The sequence below is a fragment of the Streptomyces kunmingensis genome (genome assembly GCF_039533535.1).
GTDB lineage: Bacteria > Actinomycetota > Actinomycetes > Streptomycetales > Streptomycetaceae > Streptomyces > Streptomyces kunmingensis.
In genome coordinates this window covers 337,661-354,560 of record NZ_BAAATS010000028.1, presented here as the reverse complement: position 1 = coordinate 354,560, position 16,900 = coordinate 337,661, and the positions used below count along the sequence as shown (strand labels likewise).

Sequence of the window (16,900 nt, the reverse complement as noted above, 5' to 3'; positions counted from 1 at the left end):
GAGGAGTCATTCATGAGCACACCCCGCACCGTCCTCGTCATCGGCGGTGGCGCGGCAGGCAACGCCGCCACGATCCTGCTGCGCCGCGCCGGGATCACGGTCGACCTGGTCGAGGCCAAGGACGACTGGAACGCCACCGCGGGATCCGGCATCACCCTCCAGGGCAACGCCCTTCGTGTGTTGCGCGAACTCGGCGTCTGGGACGAGGTGGAGAAGTCCGGCTACGGCTTCGGCGCGGTCGGCATCACCACCCCCGACGGCACCGTCCTGCATGTGGCGGAAGACCTGCGCACCGGCGGCGACGACCTGCCCGCCACCGTAGGTATGCAGCGCCCGCAGTTGCAGCGCATCCTCATCGACGCCGTCCGCGCCAGTGGTGCGACCGTCCGGCTCGGCGTTCGCCCCCTGTCCCTGGACCAGTCCGCCGGCGACGGTGTCACCGTCCGCTTCTCCGACGGCACCGAGAACCGCTACGACCTGGTGATCGCCGCCGACGGCCTGGGCTCCGCCACCCGCGCCGCCATCGGCATCACCGACCGGCCCGAGCCCACCGGCATGGCCATCTGGCGCGTCGCCGCACCCCGCCCGGCCGGTGTGACCCGCACCGACCTCGCCTACGGCGGCCCCGCCTACATCGCCGGATACTGCCCCACCAGCGACGACACCCTGTATGCGTACGTCGTCGAGGCCAACCGCGACCGGGCCGCCATCCCGGCCGACTCGTACGCGGGCGAGATGCGCGCCCTGGCCCGGCACTACGGCGGCAACTGGCCCGAGATCACCGCGCACATCACCGACCCGGCCCAGGTCAACTACACCTGGTTCGACCGGATGCTGGTCGAGGGTTCCTGGCATCGCGGCCGTGTCGTCCTCGTCGGAGACGCCGCGCACTGCTGTCCGCCCACGCTCGCCCAGGGCGCGGCCCTGTCCATGGAGGACGCCTGGGTGCTCACCCAGATGCTCGCCGCCACCGACACCTGGGACGACGCGCTCCTCCAGGCGTACTACGAGCGACGCGTCGCCCGCGTACGTCCCATCGTGGAAGCCTCCGTACAGATCGGCCAGTGGCAGCTCGACGGCGTCCGCGACGCCGATCTGCCCGGCCTGATGGGCCGCACCATGACCATGCTGCGGGAGCTGCCGTGACGACGCCACACACCGCCATGACGACACCGGGCACCGCCGTGACAGCACCACCCACCATCGATGTGCACGCCCACGTCCTCCTGCCCGGGATCGAGGCGCTGGTGGACGGCCTGCCGGGCCTCGCCGACGCACGAGCCCTGGACGCCCGCCGCAACGGCTCCGCCGCGTTGCGGGTCAACGGCCCGATGATCGGGGAACGCATCCCCCGCCTCACCGATCCCGCGGTCCGGCTCGCGGCGATGGACGCACAGGGCGTGGACATACAGCTGGTCAGCCCCTCCCCCTCGCACTACCACTACTGGGCCGACGAGGAGACGGCCGAGAAGGTGTACCGGCTCGCCAACGAGGCGACCGCGGCGCACTGTTCGGCCGCGCCCGACCGGCTGCGCGGCCTCGGCCTCGTGCCCCTGCAACACCCCGCCCAGGCGGTACGCGCGCTCGACCACGCACTCCAGCAGGGTTTGTCCGGTGTCGAGATCTCCAGCCACGCCCCTGGACGCGAACTGTCCGACCCCGACTACGAGCCTCTGTGGGCCCGGGCCGAGGAGACCGGCGCGATCGTCTTCCTCCACCCCTTCGGCTGCACCCTCGACGAGCGGCTCGACCGGTGGTACCTGTCCAACTCCGTCGGCCAGCCCACCGAGAACGCCGTCGCCCTCTCCCACCTGATCTTCTCGGGTGTCCTGGACCGCCACCCGGACCTCCGGATCATCGCGGCGCACGGCGGCGGCTACCTGCCCACCCACATCGGCCGCGCCGACCACGCCTGGCAGGCCCGGCCCGACGCCGGGTCCGGCTGCGCCCACCTGCCCAGCAGCTACCTGCGTCGCCTGTACTTCGACTCCCTGGTCCACGACCCGGGCGTGCTGCGGGAACTGGTGCGCGTGGCCGGCGCGGACCGGGTGCTGCTCGGGTCCGACTTCCCCTTCGACATGGGCACCACGGACCCCCTCGGCGCCCTGCGCGCCGCCCGCCTGTCCGACGCCGACTTCGAAGCAGTGCGCGGCGGCACCGCGGCCGCCCTCCTCCGGAAGGACTGACACATCATGAGCAACCGTCTGCTCACCCATCTGCGCCACGTCGACCTCGCCGTGCCCGACTACGACAAGCAGCTCGACTTCTACTCCGGTGTCTGGGGCCTGACCAAGGTCCAGGAGGACTCCGGCATCTCCTTCCTCGCCGCCGAGGGCAGCCCGGAGAACTACGTCGTCCGACTGCGCAAGGCCGACGAGAAGCGCCTCGACCTCGTCTCCTACGGCGCCGCGTCCACCGCCGACGTCGACACCCTCGCCGAGCACCTCCTGGCCGGTGGTGTCCAGTTGATATCCCGGCCGGGAACGGTCGACACCCCGGGCGGTGGCTACGGCTTCCGGTTCTTCGACGTCGACGGCCGCACCATCGAGGTCTCGGCCGATGTCGCCGTGCGCGAGCACCGCAAGATCGAGGAGAAGGAGGCCATCCCGGTCAAGCTCTCCCACGTGGTCCTCAACTCCCCCGACCTCAACCGCACCCGCGAGTGGTACGAGCGCCACCTCGGCTTCGCCCTGTCCGACACGCTGTCGTCGCCGCACATGGGCGAGGTCATGCACTTCATGCGGATCTCCAACCAGCACCACTCCATGGCCATCGCGCAGGGCCCGCACACCGCCCTGCACCACGTCTCCTTCGAGATGCGCGGCATCGACGAGTACATGCGTGGCTCCGGCCGTGTGATGCGCGCCGGGTACCAGAAGATCTGGGGGCCGGGACGGCACATGGCGGGCGACAACACCTTCACCTACTTCCTCGACCCGCACGGCAACACCATCGAGTACACGACCGAGCTGGAGCTCCTCGACGAGGACACCTGGCACCCGCACGTCTACGACTTCTCGCAGCCCGAGGTCACCGACCAGTGGGGCACCGCCAACCCCATGAACGAGCTCATCGCCAAGGAGTCCTTCAACGACCCCGACCGCGGCGTGTTCGTCGCCCCGCCGGTCTGACCCCATCCGAGCTCCGGGGGCGCGGCGGCCCTGTCCATGCCCTGGCTGTCCGCCGCGCCCCCGGTCCCGCCCCGACAGGATCTCCATGCGCTTCGCCTCATACGAGTACCGCGGCCGCCCGCACGTGGCCGTCGTCGAGAACGACGGCACGCTCTTCCCGCTGCCCGGCGTCTCCTCGCTGTCCGAACTGATCGCGTCGACCGGCGGCCTGCCCGGACTGCTCGACGCGGGGGCGGCGGCCCTCGACGTCCCGCCCGGACCGCGTATCTCCGACGTACGTCTCCTGCCCCCGCTGCAGCCCTCGTCCGTACGGGACTTCGTGACCTTCGAGGAGCACGTCGAGGGCGTACGGCGATCCGTGGACGGCACCGCGGGGGTGCCCGAACAGTGGTACGCGGCGCCGACCTACTACTTCACCAACCCACACGCGATATTCGGCCACCTGGACGACATCCCCACGCCGCCCGGCTCCGCTGCCCTGGACTTCGAACTCGAGGTGGCCGCCGTCATCGGCCGCGAAGGCCGTGACCTCACCCCCGAACAGGCCCGCGACCACATCGTCGGCTACACCGTCTTCAACGACTGGTCGGCCCGCGACCTGCAGTCCGCCGAGATGAAGGTCGGGCTCGGGCCCTGCAAGGGCAAGGACACCGCCACCACGCTCGGCCCGTACCTGGTCACCGCCGACGAACTCGACCCGTACCGCGACGGCGAGGGCTTCCTGCGCCTGGCCCTCACCGCCGAGATCAACGGCCAGGTGGTCGGCACGGACCTGCTGTCCAACATGAGCTGGACCTTCGAGGAGATGGTCGCCTACGCCTCCCGCGGCACCCGCGTCGTGCCCGGCGACGTCCTCGGCTCCGGCACCTGCGGCAACGGCGGTTGCCTCGCCGAACTCTGGGGCCGGCGCGGCGAACAGACCCCGCCGCCGCTGAAGCCCGGTGACACGGTCACCCTCACGGTGGAGGGCATCGGCACGCTCACCAACACCGTCGCCCCCGGCGCCGCCCCGGTTCCCCTGCCCGCCGGCCGGCGCCGCTCCCGGGAACGGCCGTGAGCGACCTGTATCCCAAGCGGCTCCTCGGCAAGGTCGTGGTCGTCACCGGCGCGGCACGCGGCCAGGGCGCCGCCGAGGCCGAGGCTCTCACCCGGGAGGGCGCCCGCGTCATCGCCACCGACGTCACCGAGGGGGCCGGCATCCGTCCGCTCGACGTCACCGACGAGGCGCAGTGGGCCCAACTCGCCGCCGAGCTAAGGGAGTCGTACGGGCCGCTCCACGGTCTGGTCAACAACGCGGGCGTCACCTGGCGCGCCCGCCTCGACGAGATCCGAGCCGACGACTTCGCGCGCGTCCACGCCGTCAACGTCACGGGCCCGCTGCTCGGCATCCAGCACCTCGCCCCGCTGATGCCGCCCGGCGCCTCGATCGTCAACGTCGGCTCATCGGCGGCGCTGACCGGGCACTACCCGGTCGCGTACACGGCCAGCAAGTGGGCGCTGCGCGGCCTGTCGAAGACGGCCGCGCTCGAACTCGGGCCGCGCGGCATCCGCGTCAACACCATCCATCCCGGCTTCATCGAGACCGAGATGACGGCGTCGGCCGCCCCCGCCTTCAGGGAGGCCAACATCCGCGAGACACCGCTCGGCCGCACCGGCACGGTCGACGAGATCACCCCGCTGGTCACGTTCCTGTTGTCGGACGACGCCTCCTTCATCAGCGGCGCCGAGATCCCGGTCGACGGCGGCTACACCGCTCACGGTGGCGCCAAGTCGATCTCCGACGCCCTGCGGCCCGGAGCGGAGTCATGAAGCGTCTGGAGGGCAAGGTCGCCCTCATCTCCGGAACGGCCCGCGGCCAGGGCCGAGCGGCGGCGCTGCGATTCGCCGCCGAAGGCGCGCTGGTCGTCGGTGGCGACCTGCTGTACGAACAGGCCCTGGAGACACAGCGGTTGATCGGTCGCGCGGGCGGCGTCGCCCTCACTGCGGCGCCCCTCGACGCGACGGACGAGAACTCCGTGCGGGCCTGGGTCGAGGAAGCCGTGTCCGCCTTCGGCGGTATCGACATCCTCTACGCCAACGCGGGCGCCGTCCGCTTCGGCGCCGTCGACACCCAGCCCTACGCGGACTTCGCGTTCACGCTGCGCGCCGAACTCGACTCGGTGTGGCTCGCCGCCCATCTCGCCTGGCCGCACCTCGAGCGCAGCCACGGCAGCATCGTGACCGTCGGCTCGACCGCGGGCCTGACCGGTTCGCTGAGCAACCGCCGGACCGCCCATTCCGCGTCCAAGGGCGCCGTCATCGCGCTCACCCGCCAACTGGCGGCCGAGGGAGCCCCGTTCGGCATCCGTGCCAACTGTGTCAGCCCCGGCATGATCGACACCGAAGGATCCCGCGGCGACCTCCTCGCCGAGGACCACCCCCTGCGCGCCGCCGCCGACCACATCCCGCTCGGCCGGATCGGCTCGCCCTACGACGTCGTCCGGGCTGCCCTCTTCCTCGCCTCCGACGACGCGGCGTACATCACCGGCCACAACCTCGTCGTCGACGGAGGCTGGTCGACGGTTCTACCCGGCCCGCCCAACCCGCTCCCCTGAAAGGACCCCGCACCACCGTGGACAAAGTCATCGCCTGTGCCGCCGAGGCGGTCGCCGACATCCCCGACGGGGCCTCCCTCGCCGTCGGCGGCTTCGGCCTCTCCGGCATCCCCGCCGTCCTCATCGACTCCCTCCACGCCCAGGGGGCGACCGGTCTGACGGTCGTGTCCAACAACTGCGGCGTCGACGGCCACGGTCTCGGCGTCCTGCTCTCCGCGGAACGGATCGTCCGCGTCACCGGCTCCTACGTGGGCGAGAACAAGGAGTTCGCCCGCCAGTACCTCGCCGGTGAGCTGGAGGTCGAACTCACCCCGCAGGGCACGCTCGCCGAACGGCTGCGCGCGGGCGGCTGCGGCATCCCCGCCTTCTACACCCCGGCCGGCGTGGGCACCGAGGTCGCGCGCGGCGGTCTGCCCTGGCGCTACGCCCCCGACGGCACGGTCGCCGTGGCCTCCCCGCCGAAGGATCGTCGAGGCGATGCCGGAGGAACTCGGCCTGCAACTCTCCCGAGGCGAAGTGGACGTACTGGTCGGCCGGCTTCAGCCGTCGAGCCTGCGCGCCACGCTGCGTCACGTACGGCTCTACGAGGAACCGGTTCGCCTCGTCGTTCGGCATGAGCACCCCTGCCTCTCCGCACCCACCAGCGGCATCGAGGACCTCATGGACCTGCCGTGGATCCTGCCGGGCCGGAACAGCCGGCTGCGCCAGGAGATCGACGAACTCTTCGACCGCCGGGGGCCTGCCCCTCCCCGCGAACATCATCGAGTGCTCGACGATCCTCACGCTGAGGACGATCCTGTTGGAAACAGACGCCGTCGCTCCACTGCCCATGCTGATCGGCGCACGGGACCCGCTGCTCGCCGTGCTGCCCCTGGGGCTCGACACCGTGCCGCGCGAGATCGGGATCACCACGATCGCCGACCGGCCGCCGACCGGCCGCCGTCCGCGAGTACCAGCCTTCTGATCAAGGAGATCGTCGCGGTCGCCCGGGAGACCGACCCCGTGCTGTCGGAATCACGGCGATGACGGGGGCCTCAGGTCTCGGTTGCCGTCGCTCATCCGCCCTGCCCCTGTCGATGTCGGTCACGCAGCGTCACCACGGGGGCCACTCGTGGTCCCGTACAGTCGACACGTTGCGATGCCCCGGAAAGAAGACCCCCTTGAGCAACGACGCGCCGAGCGGCGTCCTGAGCAAAGCCCTCGCCGTGCTCCAGGCATTCACCGTCGAGGACACCACCCTGGGCTTCACCGAACTGCGGCGACGTACGGGGTTCGCGAAGAGCACCCTGCACCGGGTGCTCGGCGACCTCGTGGCGGCACGGCTCCTGGACCGTGTCCAGGAGCGTTACCGCCTGTCGGGACTCGTCTTCGAGCTGGGAATGCGCGCGTCCGTCGAGCGCGGGCTGCTCGAAGTGGCCACGCCCTTCCTCGAGGACCTGTACGAGCGCACGCACGAACTCGTCCACCTGGGCACCCGAGAGGGCACCGAGGTCGTCTACGTCGCCAAGATGGGCGGCCACCAGCAGGCCCACTCCCCGTCGCGGCTCGGCGGGCGCATGCCGCTGCACGCGACGGCCATCGGGAAGGTGCTGCTGAGCCACGCCCCGGCCGAAGTGCGGGAGGCCGCGTTGCGCGGGCCCCTGGAGCGCAAGGCGCCCCGGACGATCACCAACGTCGACGTGCTGAGGCGCCAGCTGTCCGACGTCGTCACCAAGGGTGTGGCCTTCGAGTACGAGGAGTCGGCGGTCGGCATCGTCTGCGTGGCCGCCGGGATCTTCGGACCGTCGGACGAGATCGTGGCGGCGGTCAGTGTGACGGGCCCGGTGCACCGGTTCCAGCCCGCCCGGCACGCCACCAGTGTGCGGGCCGCCGCGGCGGGGATCTCCGCGACGCTCGGCCGCCGGGCGGAGCTGCGCAACCACTGATCGGCCACCGCGCAGCCACTGATCGGCTGCCGCACTGGAACTGATCGGCGGATGAGTTCCGCGAGGCGGAACTCATTGCTGGGCGTGGGACGGCCCCCGTGTTCAAGCTGTGGGCATGAACGAGTCCTCTCCCGGCGACGACGCCGTGGCGCAGGCGGCCGACCGTCTGCTGCGTGCCACCGCCGACCGTGTTCCCTGTCCCCCGGTCCGCGATCTGATCGGCAGCGACGACGTGAAGGCGGCCTACGCCGTCCAAGAGCTGCTGACCGCGCGCCGCCTCGAAGCGGGCGGCAGCGTCACCGGCCGCAAGATCGGCCTCACCTCCCCCGCCGTGCAGCGGCAACTGGGCGTGGAACAGCCGGACTTCGGGGTGCTGTTCGCGGACATGAGCGTCGCGGACGGGGCGTCCGTACCGGTGGAGACGCTGCTGCAGCCGAAGGTCGAGGCGGAGATCGCGTTCGTCCTGGGCGCCGACCTCGCCGAAGGACCGCTCGACGCCGCGCAGATCCGGGCCGCGGTGGCGCACGCCGTCCCCGCCCTGGAGATCGTGGACAGCCGGATCGCCGACTGGGACATCACCTTCGGCGACACCGTCGCGGACAACGGGTCCTCCGCGCTCTACGTCCTCGGCGCCCCGGCCAAGCCGCTCACCGAGTTCGAGCCGGTGGAGGCCGCCATGACCCTCGAGCGGGGTGGGGAAACCCCGTTCCGGTGTTCGCCGGGGGCACCACGCTGGTGGGCGCGTTGTCGATCACGGCGCCCACCTACCGAATGGACGCGGCGGGGTACGCGACGGCGCTCAGAACGGCTGCACTCGGCATCGGGCGTTCACTGGCCTGAGCGTCGGCGAGGAGAGACAGCACAAACAGTACGAGTGCGAAGGGGCCCGCCGGACGGCGGGCCCCTCACTGCGTTCCGGGCTGTTCCGTTCGGGACCGTCCTGCTCACCGGAACGACTCCGTAGGGAGAACCACCCCCTCGTTCCTACGCTCACGGACATGAGCCAACTCACCGACGAAAGCGGCGTCCTGACCACCGACGTCCTGATCATCGGCGCCGGTCCGGCGGGCCTCTACGGCGCGTACCACGCCGGGTTCCGCGGCCTGACCGTCACCGTCATGGACGTCCTGCCGCAGCTCGGCGGGCAGATCAGCGCGATGTACCCCGAGAAGCCGATCTTCGACATCGCCGGCTTCCTTTCCGTGCGCGGCCGCGATCTGGTGGACGGTCTCGTCGCCCAGGCCGAGCCGTACTCCCCGCGCTATCTCCTGGGCCACCGGGCCGCCGAGCTGACGCACGACGCCGAAGGACTGCCGGTCGTCCGCAGCGACCAGGGGGCGACGGTGCGGGCCAGGGCCGTCGTCATCACGGGCGGCGTGGGGACGTTCACGCCGCGCCCGCTGCCCGCCGGCGAGGAGTTCCTCGGGCGCGGACTCGAGTACTTCGTGCCGGACCCGTCCGTGCACGCGGACCGGGACGTGGTGGTCGTCGGCGGCGGTGACAGCGCCTTCGACTGGGCGGCCCTCCTCGCGCCGATCGCCAGTTCGGTCACTCTCGTGCACCGCACCGCCCGCTTCCGCGCCCACGCGGCGTCCGTGGAGAAGGCGCGCGCCCTCGGCGTGGAGATCGTCACGGACAGCGAGGTGAGCCGGCTCATCGGCGCCGGCCGCGTGGAGCAGGCGGAGCTCCGGCACCGCACGACCAGGGAGACCCGCCTCGTCCCGGCCGGCACCGTGGTCGCCGCCCTCGGCTTCCTCGCCGACCTCGGTCCGCTCCAGCACTGGGGGCTCGACCTCCAGGCCCGGAAGATCACCGTCGACACCCACATGGCGACCAATCTGCCCCGGGTTTTCGCCGCGGGCGACATCACCGACTACCCCGGCAAGGTCCGCCTCATCTCGGTCGGCTTCGGCGAGGCCGCCACCGCCGTCAACAACGCGGCCACCGTCATCGACCCGGAAGCGGCCCTGTTCCCCGGCCACTCCACCGAGAGGGAGCACTGAACACACCATGGCGTACGTCATCGGCGCGTCCTGCGTCGACATCATGGACCGGTCCTGCATGGAGGAGTGCCCGGTCGACTGCATCTACGAGGGCGAGCGCAAGCTCTACATCAACCCCATGGAGTGCATCGACTGCGGCGCCTGCGAAGTCGCTTGCCCCGAGCAGGCGATCACGGTGGACCGCAAGGCGGATCCCGACTTCCGCGAGGACAACCGGGCCTTCTTCGTGGAGGTCCTGCCCGGCCGCGACAGCGCGCTCGGCTCCCCCGGCGGGGCGACACCGCTCGGCCCGGTGGGCGTCGACACTCCGCTGGTGAGCACTCGGTGAGCACCGCCGAGGGCGACATCGACGCCGCGTACGGCATGCGGCGCGTCACATGAACCCCGTGCCGCACCGGTTGGCGGTCGGTGTCCGGATTCCGCCCTGCGTCCGCGCCGACCGGATCATGGCCACAGTGCGCAGGGCGGAGGAACTCGGCTTCCACAGCGCGTGGTTCCCGGATTCGCAGCTCCTGTGGCGCGACGTGTTCACCACGCTGACCGCCGCCGCGCTCGGCACGGAGCGGATCGGGCTGGGCACGGCGGTCACCAATCTGGTGACCCGCCACCCGGCCGTCGTCGCCTCCGCCGCGCGCAGCGTCGCCGAACTGGCCCCGGGGCGCTTCACCTTGGGGCTCGGCGTGGGCAACAGCTCGGTCGCGCCCGTCGGCCTGCGCCAGAGCACGACCACCGAGATGCGCGAGGGACTCGCACAGTTGCGTGCGCTCCTGAACGGCGACGCATGGGAGTTCGCAGGCGCGGCGGGAACGGTCCGCTCCCGACTGCGCGACCCCCACCCCGCCGTGCCGCTGCATCTGGCGGCGAGCGGGCCGAGGAATGTCCGGCTCGCCGGAGAGGTGGCCGACGGCGTCATCCTGCTCAGCGGCGTCTCGCCGCGCACCCTGGCGGGCGCCACGGCCCGGGTCCGGGAGGGCGAGCGGGCGGCGGGCCGTGCGGCGGCCTCGGTGCCGCTGACGGTGTCCGCGTACTGCGAGGTGACCGACGACATCGAGGCGGCGGCCCGACGGATCAAGCCGATCTGCGCCTCGATCGCCCAGAACGGCGGCGCCCCGTTCCTCGCGCTTGCCGGCATCGAGGTCGCCGTGCCCGACGTCGTCGAGGGCGTGTACCCGGATCTGGTGCACGCCGAGGACTGGGACGCCGCCGTGCGGGTCGCCTCCGCGTGGGTCGACGACGCGGCGGCGCTGCGGTTCGCCGAGGAGTTCTGTCTCTTCGGCACGGCGGACGAGATCGCGCGTCGGCTGCGCGCCCTGCACGCCGACGGCGTGAAGGGAGTGTTCCTTCAGCACGTCGGCTCGTACGACCCACCCACCGACCTCATCGAATCCGTCGGCGCCTCGGTGCTGCCGGCCCTGTGACGTAAGCGACCCACGCATGACGGACACGACGAACGCGCCGCACACGAACGCGCTGCGCAAGGGCTATGTGCCCAGCCGCTTCGGCCAGTTGCACTACGTGGAGTACGGCGACGGCGAACCCGTGCTGCTGCTCCACCAGACGCCCCGCTCCTGGACGGAATACCTCGGTGTCCTCCCCCTGGTCGGTGCCCGGTACCGGGCGATCGCGATGGACACCCTGGGCTATGGGGCCTCCGCGAAGCCCGAGGGCCCCCATTCCGTAGAGCGGTTCGCGGACGGCGTGGGTGACCTGGTCGAGGCGCTCGGTCTCGACCGGTTCCACCTCGTCGGCCATCACACCGGCGGGGCGATCGCCGTCGAGGTCGCGGCCCGTTTCCAGGACCGTGTGGCGAGCCTGACGCTGTCGGCGACCGCGTTCGTCGACGACGAGAAGCGCAGCGGCGTGGGCGGGCACGGCCGTGTCGACCATGTCGATCCGAAGCCCGACGGTTCGCACCTGCGGGAGCTGTGGGACCGACGGCGCGGCTTCTACCGGCCGGGCGAGGAGGCGGCCCTGACCCGGTACGTCATCGACGCGCTGACCGTCCTCGACCGGGTCGAGGAGGGCCACGAGTCGCTGCGCCGCTACGTCATGGAGCCCCGGCTGCCGCAGATCACCGCGCGTACCCTCGCCGTCTGCGCATCGGGGGACCACTTCTCGCTCCCTTCCCTTCCGAAGTTCGCGGCCGCGCTCGGCTGCGAGACCCGGGTGCTGTCCGACGGACATGTGGCGGCGCCGGAGCAGGTACCGGCGGAGTTCGCCCGGACGGTCCTGGAGTGGGTGGGCCGCGCCGACGGTCCCGCGGTCACTTGATTTTGAGTTCCGCCCCGGGCCCCAACGGCAGATCGAGGCCGTAGAACACAGCGAGAATGGCGAGCCACACCGCAAGGAACGGCACGAACACCGGCCCGATCAGGGACCACAGCGCCGAGCCGGAGATGACGACCAAGCAGCACGCCCAGGTTCGACCAGTTGAACACCGCGATGACCCGCGCGGCGACGAACATCATGACGACGTACCCCGCCGTGTTCCTACACGCCGCGTACGGACTGGACGAGTTGGACCGCGGTGTCGTTCAGGCGCTGCAGATCCGGCCGAGAGCGCCACGGACGCTCCCCTGACCACGGTCCGCCGCCACCTGCGGTCCCTGGTCTCCTCCCGGCTGCTCCTCCGCTGCGACCTGGCGCGCCCGCTGTCCGGCCGGCCCCTGCCCGCGGTGTACTTCGCCTCCGTGCCCGGCCAGTATGTGGAGGAGACCGGCCGGGTGCTCTCCCGCGTACCGGAAGTCCGTTCATGCTCCATCACGGCGGGCCCGCACAACCTGGTCGTCGACGTGTGGCTGCGCGCCCTGCACGACGTGCATGCCTTCGAGTCCCACCTCGCGCGGGCCCTCCCCACCTGAGCGTCCGCGACCGCTCGGTGGTCCTGCGCACGGTCAAGCACATGGGGCGTCTCCTCGACCGCGACGGGCACAGCGTGGGAGTCGTACCGCTGCGCCATTCGGATGGGTGACCCCCAGAACGCCGCTCCCTACGGTGCGGCGACCTGCCTCCTGCATTCCGGACAACACTCGAATTCGATCAGTCGAAGGTGTGGTTTACAACTGACGGGCAAGCGTTGTCGTGCCCGGTCGAGTGTCCTGGTGCCCCAGCGGTACAGGGACGACCAGCAGTACAGGGACGGCCGGCTGTACCGGGATGACAGAGGAGAATCGCATGACATCTGGTGCACGCCGTGATCAAGGGCTGGAAGATCAGGCGGTGTTACTCGTGGCGGGGCTGGCGGACCTGACGGTGGGCGCCATCGGCTCGGCCGCCTCCCTCGTCCAGCAGTTGCTGCGCCGGTCGGACGGACGCGAACTGGCCCGGGACGCGCAGCAGGACCTGATGGCCCGCGGCCGGATCGCCCTGGACCGTATCGCCACCGTCCCACCCGCCCATCTGGAAGTACTGGCCCAGCACGCCATGGCCGAGCGAGCGGCGGCGACCGGTAGCGATGCCTGAGCGCTGGGACCAGGCCGGATTCAGGGAACGCGTCGACGCCCTCCTGGCCGGCTTCCTGGCCGAGGAGGCCGGGCATCTGCTCGCGATCGACGACGCGCTGAAGCCGGTGGCCGAGCAATTGCAGGCGGCCTCCGCCCACGGCAAGCGATTACGAACGGCCTTCTGTTACTGGGGCTGGCGCGCGGCCGGGCAGCCCGACAACGATGCCCTCCTGCGGGCGGCCGCCTCGATGGATCTGGTCCATGCGGCGGCGATCGTCCACGACGACCTCATCGACGACAGTCCGTTACGGCACAACCTGCCCACCGCTCACATCTCGCTGTGCACCGCCGTCACCGCTCACCCACGCGCGCGGGCCGCGGCTCGCTCCCTCGCCATGCTCGTCGGGGACCATCTGATGGCGCTGGCAGGCCAGTTGTTCGCCACCAGCGGTCTGCCCGTCGCCTACCTGGCCAGGGCGCGGCCGGTGTGGTCGGAACTCGCGCGGGAGCTCATCGCGGGCGAATGCCTGGAAATTCTCAGCACCGGCGCCCCGCCGGACACCGGCACATCCCTGAAGGTCGTGCGCTACAAGACCGCCAAGTACACCGTCGAGCAGCCGCTGCTCATCGGCGCTCTGCTCGCGGGTGCCGCGTCCGGTCTGCGTGCGGGCCTCTGCGCGTACGGGCTGCCGTTGGGGGAAGCGTTCCAGCTCCGTGACGACCTGCTCGGCCTGTTCGGCGAACCCGACGACACGGGCAAGGCCGGTCTGGACGACATCCGCGGTCACCGGCCCACCACGTTGCTGGCCATGGCCTGGCAGGCCGCCGGTCCTTCCCAGCGTGAACGGCTCGCCGGACTGCTGGGCCGCCACGACCTCGACGAAGCGGACCTGCACACGGTCCGCGAGCTGATGCGCGAGCTCAAGGCGCCGCAGCAGGTGGAGGTGCTGATCGCCGCGCGGGTGAGGGAGGCCGTCGGCCACCTCGGCGGGCTCGGTATGCCCGCGCAGGCACGCGGGGCGCTGACCGACCTCGCGTACACCGCCACCGACCGCCACCACTGATCCGTGGCGTGAACAGGCCGCCCACGACCACGAGAGCGGCCGGCCAGGAAGGAACAGCTGTCATGACCTACACCGAAGCTTCGATGGACGCCCTGCGCCTCGACGGAGACGAACTCGCCGACGCCGTCGTCGCCACCCTCTTCGACCGGGGAGAGGTGGGGAAGTTCAACACCTTGATGCGCTACGTCTCCACTGCCGGCGCACCCCTGCCCGACGGGTTGCCCGACGTCGCGCGCGAGTACCTCCACGCGACCAGCGTCCCCCCGTCCTGGGTGGACTGGGGCGAGATGGAGAAGGCGCGGTTGTTCTTCATCGACAACAACGTCCACATCTCCACGGCACTGTCCTTCGCCTCCATGCCCGCCTGCTACGTCGTCCCGAACGTCGCCCGCCTGCTCTCCACGACCCACGGCCTGGACTACCCCTCGAGACGGATGGCGGAGACCGGCCAGTTCACCGTCTACCTGATGCAGCCCGACGCGTTCGAGGCCGGCGGCCGCTTCATCCCCGCCGCGCAGAAGGTGCGCCTGCTGCACGCGTCGATCCGCCATCACCTCAAGCGCGAGGACCGCTGGGACACGCGGACGCTCGGCACGCCGATCAGTCAGGAGGACATGATCGGCGGCCAGATGTTCTTCTCCCTGCTCGTCCTGGACAGCCTGCACCGCCTGAACATCCACATGTCCACGGAGGGCGCCGAGGCGTACTACTACGCCTGGCGTGTGGTCGGAGCGATCCTCGGCGTGGACCAGGAGGCCGTACCCAAAACCCTGGAGGAGGCACGGCAGTTCCTCGACCTCTACATGATCCGCCACATGGGACCGTCCGCGGAAGGTGCCCACCTGACCAGGCAATTGATCGACCTCTACGAGGAAGTCGTCCCCGGCACCTTCTTCGACCCCATCGTCTCCGCTCTCATCCGCTACCTCATCGGAGACACCTGCGCCGACTGGCTCCAAGTACCGCGCACCGCCTGGGACAAGGTCGCCCGGACCGTTCCGGCCCTGCTCGGCGTCCTGGAGAGCATCGAGGACCGTTCCTCGTTCGGCGCCTGGGCCCTGGACCGTATCGGGCACCTCACCACCGTCTTCGAACTGTCCTCCCTCACCCGCGGCCGCGTCATGCACTACGCCATCCCCGAACAGCTCAAGAAGGACTTCGGCGTCAACGCCACCGTGCCCAGCACCCACCGCTGGACTCCGCCCGCGCCGACCGTGGCCACCTGACGCATGGTGGGCCGTGACTACGAGGTCATCACGAAGACGGCAAGCGTGGACGCGCACGTCCCAGGTGGTCATAGCGTGGAGCCATCATGGGGGCGAAGACGAGGGCCAGGACGAGGACCGGTTGGTCGCGCGGGTTGACAGCGGTACTGGTGATGCTGCTGGTGTCGGGCTGCTTCGCCCCGCAGGGTCCGACATTCGGTGACGGGCACTCCTTGCCCGAAGAGGCGTCGCGCACGCCGCTGCCGGTGCGCCCGGGCCCCGATGGGACATGGGCCCTGAACCGTCCCGACATGCAACTGCTGGGCCAGGGCCGGGTCCTGGCCCGCCTCAAGAGCCCTCAGGCAGCGGCCTGGCGAACCACTTTGCCCGACGAACTGCGCCTTACCTCCCCCGTCTTCGGCGCCCCTCACTCCGCGATGTTCGCCGGTCAGGTGTGGGTGGCGGGCGCCGGAGCGGGAGATCGCGGTCCGAGCGTGCTGGCAGGGATCGACGCGGCGAACGGCCGCCTCCTCTGGCACCGAGCGGTGACTCCCGGGAGCCGGGTCTTCGCCGCGGAGGGCAACGTGCTCGAAGTGATCTGCCGCACCGGCTCCTGCGAGATCACCGCGTGGCCGGGTTCTCTGGGCGCGAGCCGGTGGACGCGCACCGTGCCCGGGGCCGTACGCGTCCTCGATTCCTGCGGAGCCGATGCCCTGAACCCCGCTGCGCCCCAGCCGGAGCCGTGCTCCCCGTACGTCATCACTCGTCGGCGCGTCGGTGTCCTGGATCCTGAGGACGGCGGAGTGCAGTGGGTGGCAGGCCTGCGACCGCCGGACGGCGTCGTGGACCGGATCGCGCGGGACGGGGACCGGACCGTCCTGGTCACGGCACCGGCCGAAGGCACCTGTAAGGCCACGGTGGCGGCGAGTGGTGTCGGCTCCGGGGAGGGGGACCGCGGTTGGCGGCACACCTTCGTGTGGGATCAACCGCAGGCTCGACGCGACCCCCGCTCGGGTTGCCGCTGGGACCGTTCGCTCCCTCTGACCCTCGGGTTCCGCATGGTCCTGCCGGATGCCAAGGGCGCCCTCCTCATCCACCCATACTTCGGGACCCTGCACCCTCACCGGCGACTGGCCCGGGGGGCTTACCTGACATCCCAACAGCCCGCGTCCGAACAGACGTTGTCCGACGCGGCCCTCATCCGCAGGCCGGGCCGTCCGGACCGGCGTCTGGACGACAGCGGGAGCGACCGGGTCCGCCCGCGTGGCGTGAGCTCCTCCGCACTTTTTCTCGGCAGCGGCTTCTGGCAGGACGGACACCGGCTGGTCCTGCTGGGCGACGAGGACAAGAAGCTCTGGAGCGCGGTCTCCAGCTGTCAGGCGTACGCACACAGAGGCCTGCTGTCCTACTGCGACGGCCGCGACCTGGTCACGCTGCGGCCCGCATCCGACGACTGACACCCGGGGGGACACATGCGTGGCCCGGGTCGGCGGACCGCACCCCACACGCCGGCTCAGGAGGGAGGGTCCGCCCGG

19 protein-coding genes and 2 pseudogenes are annotated in these 16,900 nt (G+C 71.1%); 20 read left to right on the top strand and 1 reads right to left on the bottom strand.

Going from position 1 to position 16,900, the window contains the following annotated elements:
* Positions 1 to 12 precede the first annotated feature (12 nt).
* The 15 genes and pseudogenes from ABD366_RS32610 (at position 13) to ABD366_RS32545 (ending at position 11,924) form a co-directional block, all read left to right on the top strand.
* Positions 13 to 1,146 carry an FAD-dependent oxidoreductase gene (locus tag ABD366_RS32610; RefSeq protein ID WP_324770927.1) on the top strand — a complete coding sequence of 378 codons (1,134 nt, stop codon included), beginning with the start codon at positions 13 to 15 and terminating at the stop codon, positions 1,144 to 1,146.
* 17 nt (positions 1,147 to 1,163) lie between these two features.
* Positions 1,164 to 2,186, top strand: a complete 1,023-nt coding sequence (locus ABD366_RS32605; RefSeq protein ID WP_324771043.1) for an amidohydrolase family protein — start codon at positions 1,164 to 1,166, stop codon at positions 2,184 to 2,186.
* A 6-nt stretch (positions 2,187 to 2,192) separates the two neighbouring features.
* On the top strand, positions 2,193 to 3,131 hold the full coding sequence (locus ABD366_RS32600) for a VOC family protein (protein ID WP_324770928.1): 939 nt from the start codon (positions 2,193 to 2,195) through the stop codon (positions 3,129 to 3,131).
* An 85-nt stretch (positions 3,132 to 3,216) separates the two neighbouring features.
* The gene (locus ABD366_RS32595) at positions 3,217 to 4,188 is read left to right on the top strand and encodes a fumarylacetoacetate hydrolase family protein (RefSeq protein WP_324770929.1); all 972 of its coding nucleotides are present in this window, start codon (positions 3,217 to 3,219) and stop codon (positions 4,186 to 4,188) included.
* Complete coding sequence (locus tag ABD366_RS32590) at positions 4,185 to 4,940, top strand: SDR family NAD(P)-dependent oxidoreductase (protein ID WP_324770930.1); 756 nt, start codon at positions 4,185 to 4,187, stop codon at positions 4,938 to 4,940. The genes ABD366_RS32595 and ABD366_RS32590 overlap by 4 nt, the downstream gene beginning before the upstream one ends.
* Complete coding sequence (locus ABD366_RS32585) at positions 4,937 to 5,725, top strand: SDR family NAD(P)-dependent oxidoreductase (protein ID WP_324770931.1); 789 nt, start codon at positions 4,937 to 4,939, stop codon at positions 5,723 to 5,725. Before ABD366_RS32590 ends, ABD366_RS32585 begins: the two co-directional genes overlap by 4 nt.
* 17 nt (positions 5,726 to 5,742) lie before the next feature.
* Positions 5,743 to 6,210, top strand: a pseudogene (locus ABD366_RS32580) (CoA transferase subunit A); the annotation flags it as partial.
* A pseudogene (locus ABD366_RS43615) lies at positions 6,203 to 6,418 on the top strand (LysR substrate-binding domain-containing protein); the annotation flags it as partial. The pseudogenes ABD366_RS32580 and ABD366_RS43615, both read left to right, overlap by 8 nt.
* A 106-nt stretch (positions 6,419 to 6,524) precedes the next feature.
* Positions 6,525 to 6,689, top strand: a complete 165-nt coding sequence (locus ABD366_RS32575; RefSeq protein ID WP_324770933.1) for a hypothetical protein — start codon at positions 6,525 to 6,527, stop codon at positions 6,687 to 6,689.
* 196 nt (positions 6,690 to 6,885) lie between these two features.
* Positions 6,886 to 7,650: an IclR family transcriptional regulator gene (locus ABD366_RS32570; protein ID WP_324770934.1), complete on the top strand. Its 765-nt coding sequence runs from the start codon at positions 6,886 to 6,888 to the stop codon at positions 7,648 to 7,650.
* A 115-nt stretch (positions 7,651 to 7,765) separates the two neighbouring features.
* The gene (locus ABD366_RS32565; RefSeq protein WP_324770935.1) at positions 7,766 to 8,614 is read left to right on the top strand and encodes a 2-keto-4-pentenoate hydratase; all 849 of its coding nucleotides are present in this window, start codon (positions 7,766 to 7,768) and stop codon (positions 8,612 to 8,614) included.
* A 34-nt stretch (positions 8,615 to 8,648) separates the two neighbouring features.
* A complete protein-coding gene (locus ABD366_RS32560) occupies positions 8,649 to 9,653 on the top strand; it encodes an NAD(P)/FAD-dependent oxidoreductase (protein ID WP_324770936.1) in 1,005 nt (334 codons plus the stop codon).
* Positions 9,654 to 9,660: 7 nt separating this feature from the next.
* Entirely contained in the window at positions 9,661 to 9,981 is a 321-nt protein-coding gene (fdxA, locus tag ABD366_RS32555) for a ferredoxin (RefSeq protein ID WP_324770937.1), read from the top strand.
* A gap of 49 nt (positions 9,982 to 10,030) precedes the next feature.
* Complete coding sequence (locus ABD366_RS32550; RefSeq protein WP_324770939.1) at positions 10,031 to 11,071, top strand: LLM class flavin-dependent oxidoreductase; 1,041 nt, start codon at positions 10,031 to 10,033, stop codon at positions 11,069 to 11,071.
* A gap of 16 nt (positions 11,072 to 11,087) precedes the next feature.
* Positions 11,088 to 11,924: an alpha/beta fold hydrolase gene (locus ABD366_RS32545; RefSeq protein WP_324770940.1), complete on the top strand. Its 837-nt coding sequence runs from the start codon at positions 11,088 to 11,090 to the stop codon at positions 11,922 to 11,924.
* On the opposite strand, the gene ABD366_RS32540 is transcribed toward ABD366_RS32545, so the two are convergent.
* A complete protein-coding gene (locus ABD366_RS32540) occupies positions 11,917 to 12,060 on the bottom strand; it encodes a hypothetical protein (RefSeq protein WP_324770942.1) in 144 nt (47 codons plus the stop codon). The two genes, ABD366_RS32545 and ABD366_RS32540, sit on opposite strands and share 8 nt — an antisense overlap.
* 283 nt (positions 12,061 to 12,343) lie before the next feature.
* Between ABD366_RS32540 and ABD366_RS32535 the strand changes: the two genes are divergently transcribed.
* The 5 genes from ABD366_RS32535 (at position 12,344) to ABD366_RS32515 (ending at position 16,822) form a co-directional block, all read left to right on the top strand.
* Entirely contained in the window at positions 12,344 to 12,514 is a 171-nt protein-coding gene (locus tag ABD366_RS32535; RefSeq protein ID WP_324770943.1) for an Lrp/AsnC ligand binding domain-containing protein, read from the top strand.
* Positions 12,515 to 12,827: 313 nt separating this feature from the next.
* On the top strand, positions 12,828 to 13,115 hold the full coding sequence (locus ABD366_RS32530) for a polyprenyl synthetase (RefSeq protein WP_324770945.1): 288 nt from the start codon (positions 12,828 to 12,830) through the stop codon (positions 13,113 to 13,115).
* A complete protein-coding gene (locus ABD366_RS32525) occupies positions 13,108 to 14,160 on the top strand; it encodes a polyprenyl synthetase family protein (protein ID WP_324770946.1) in 1,053 nt (350 codons plus the stop codon). The genes ABD366_RS32530 and ABD366_RS32525 overlap by 8 nt, the downstream gene beginning before the upstream one ends.
* A gap of 62 nt (positions 14,161 to 14,222) precedes the next feature.
* Positions 14,223 to 15,386: an oxygenase MpaB family protein gene (locus ABD366_RS32520; protein WP_324770947.1), complete on the top strand. Its 1,164-nt coding sequence runs from the start codon at positions 14,223 to 14,225 to the stop codon at positions 15,384 to 15,386.
* A gap of 290 nt (positions 15,387 to 15,676) precedes the next feature.
* Positions 15,677 to 16,822 (top strand): hypothetical protein, encoded by a 1,146-nt coding sequence (locus ABD366_RS32515; RefSeq protein WP_344442966.1) that lies wholly within the window; start codon positions 15,677 to 15,679, stop codon positions 16,820 to 16,822.
* Positions 16,823 to 16,900 lie beyond the last annotated feature (78 nt).

Excerpts from the sequence above, each read along its gene's own strand:
- ABD366_RS32610 (WP_324770927.1), top strand. The coding sequence starts at position 13 with ATGAGCACACCCCGCACCGTCCTCGTCATCGGCGGTGGCGCGGCAGGC.
- ABD366_RS32605 (WP_324771043.1), top strand. The coding sequence starts at position 1,164 with ATGACGACACCGGGCACCGCCGTGACAGCACCACCCACCATCGATGTG.
- ABD366_RS32600 (WP_324770928.1), top strand. The coding sequence starts at position 2,193 with ATGAGCAACCGTCTGCTCACCCATCTGCGCCACGTCGACCTCGCCGTG.
- ABD366_RS32595 (WP_324770929.1), top strand. The coding sequence starts at position 3,217 with ATGCGCTTCGCCTCATACGAGTACCGCGGCCGCCCGCACGTGGCCGTC.
- ABD366_RS32585 (WP_324770931.1), top strand. The coding sequence starts at position 4,937 with ATGAAGCGTCTGGAGGGCAAGGTCGCCCTCATCTCCGGAACGGCCCGC.
- ABD366_RS32565 (WP_324770935.1), top strand. The coding sequence starts at position 7,766 with ATGAACGAGTCCTCTCCCGGCGACGACGCCGTGGCGCAGGCGGCCGAC.
- ABD366_RS32560 (WP_324770936.1), top strand. The coding sequence starts at position 8,649 with ATGAGCCAACTCACCGACGAAAGCGGCGTCCTGACCACCGACGTCCTG.
- fdxA (WP_324770937.1), top strand. The coding sequence starts at position 9,661 with ATGGCGTACGTCATCGGCGCGTCCTGCGTCGACATCATGGACCGGTCC.
- ABD366_RS32550 (WP_324770939.1), top strand. The coding sequence starts at position 10,031 with ATGAACCCCGTGCCGCACCGGTTGGCGGTCGGTGTCCGGATTCCGCCC.
- ABD366_RS32545 (WP_324770940.1), top strand. The coding sequence starts at position 11,088 with ATGACGGACACGACGAACGCGCCGCACACGAACGCGCTGCGCAAGGGC.
- ABD366_RS32530 (WP_324770945.1), top strand. The coding sequence starts at position 12,828 with ATGACATCTGGTGCACGCCGTGATCAAGGGCTGGAAGATCAGGCGGTG.
- ABD366_RS32525 (WP_324770946.1), top strand. The coding sequence starts at position 13,108 with ATGCCTGAGCGCTGGGACCAGGCCGGATTCAGGGAACGCGTCGACGCC.
- ABD366_RS32520 (WP_324770947.1), top strand. The coding sequence starts at position 14,223 with ATGACCTACACCGAAGCTTCGATGGACGCCCTGCGCCTCGACGGAGAC.
- ABD366_RS32515 (WP_344442966.1), top strand. The coding sequence starts at position 15,677 with ATGCAACTGCTGGGCCAGGGCCGGGTCCTGGCCCGCCTCAAGAGCCCT.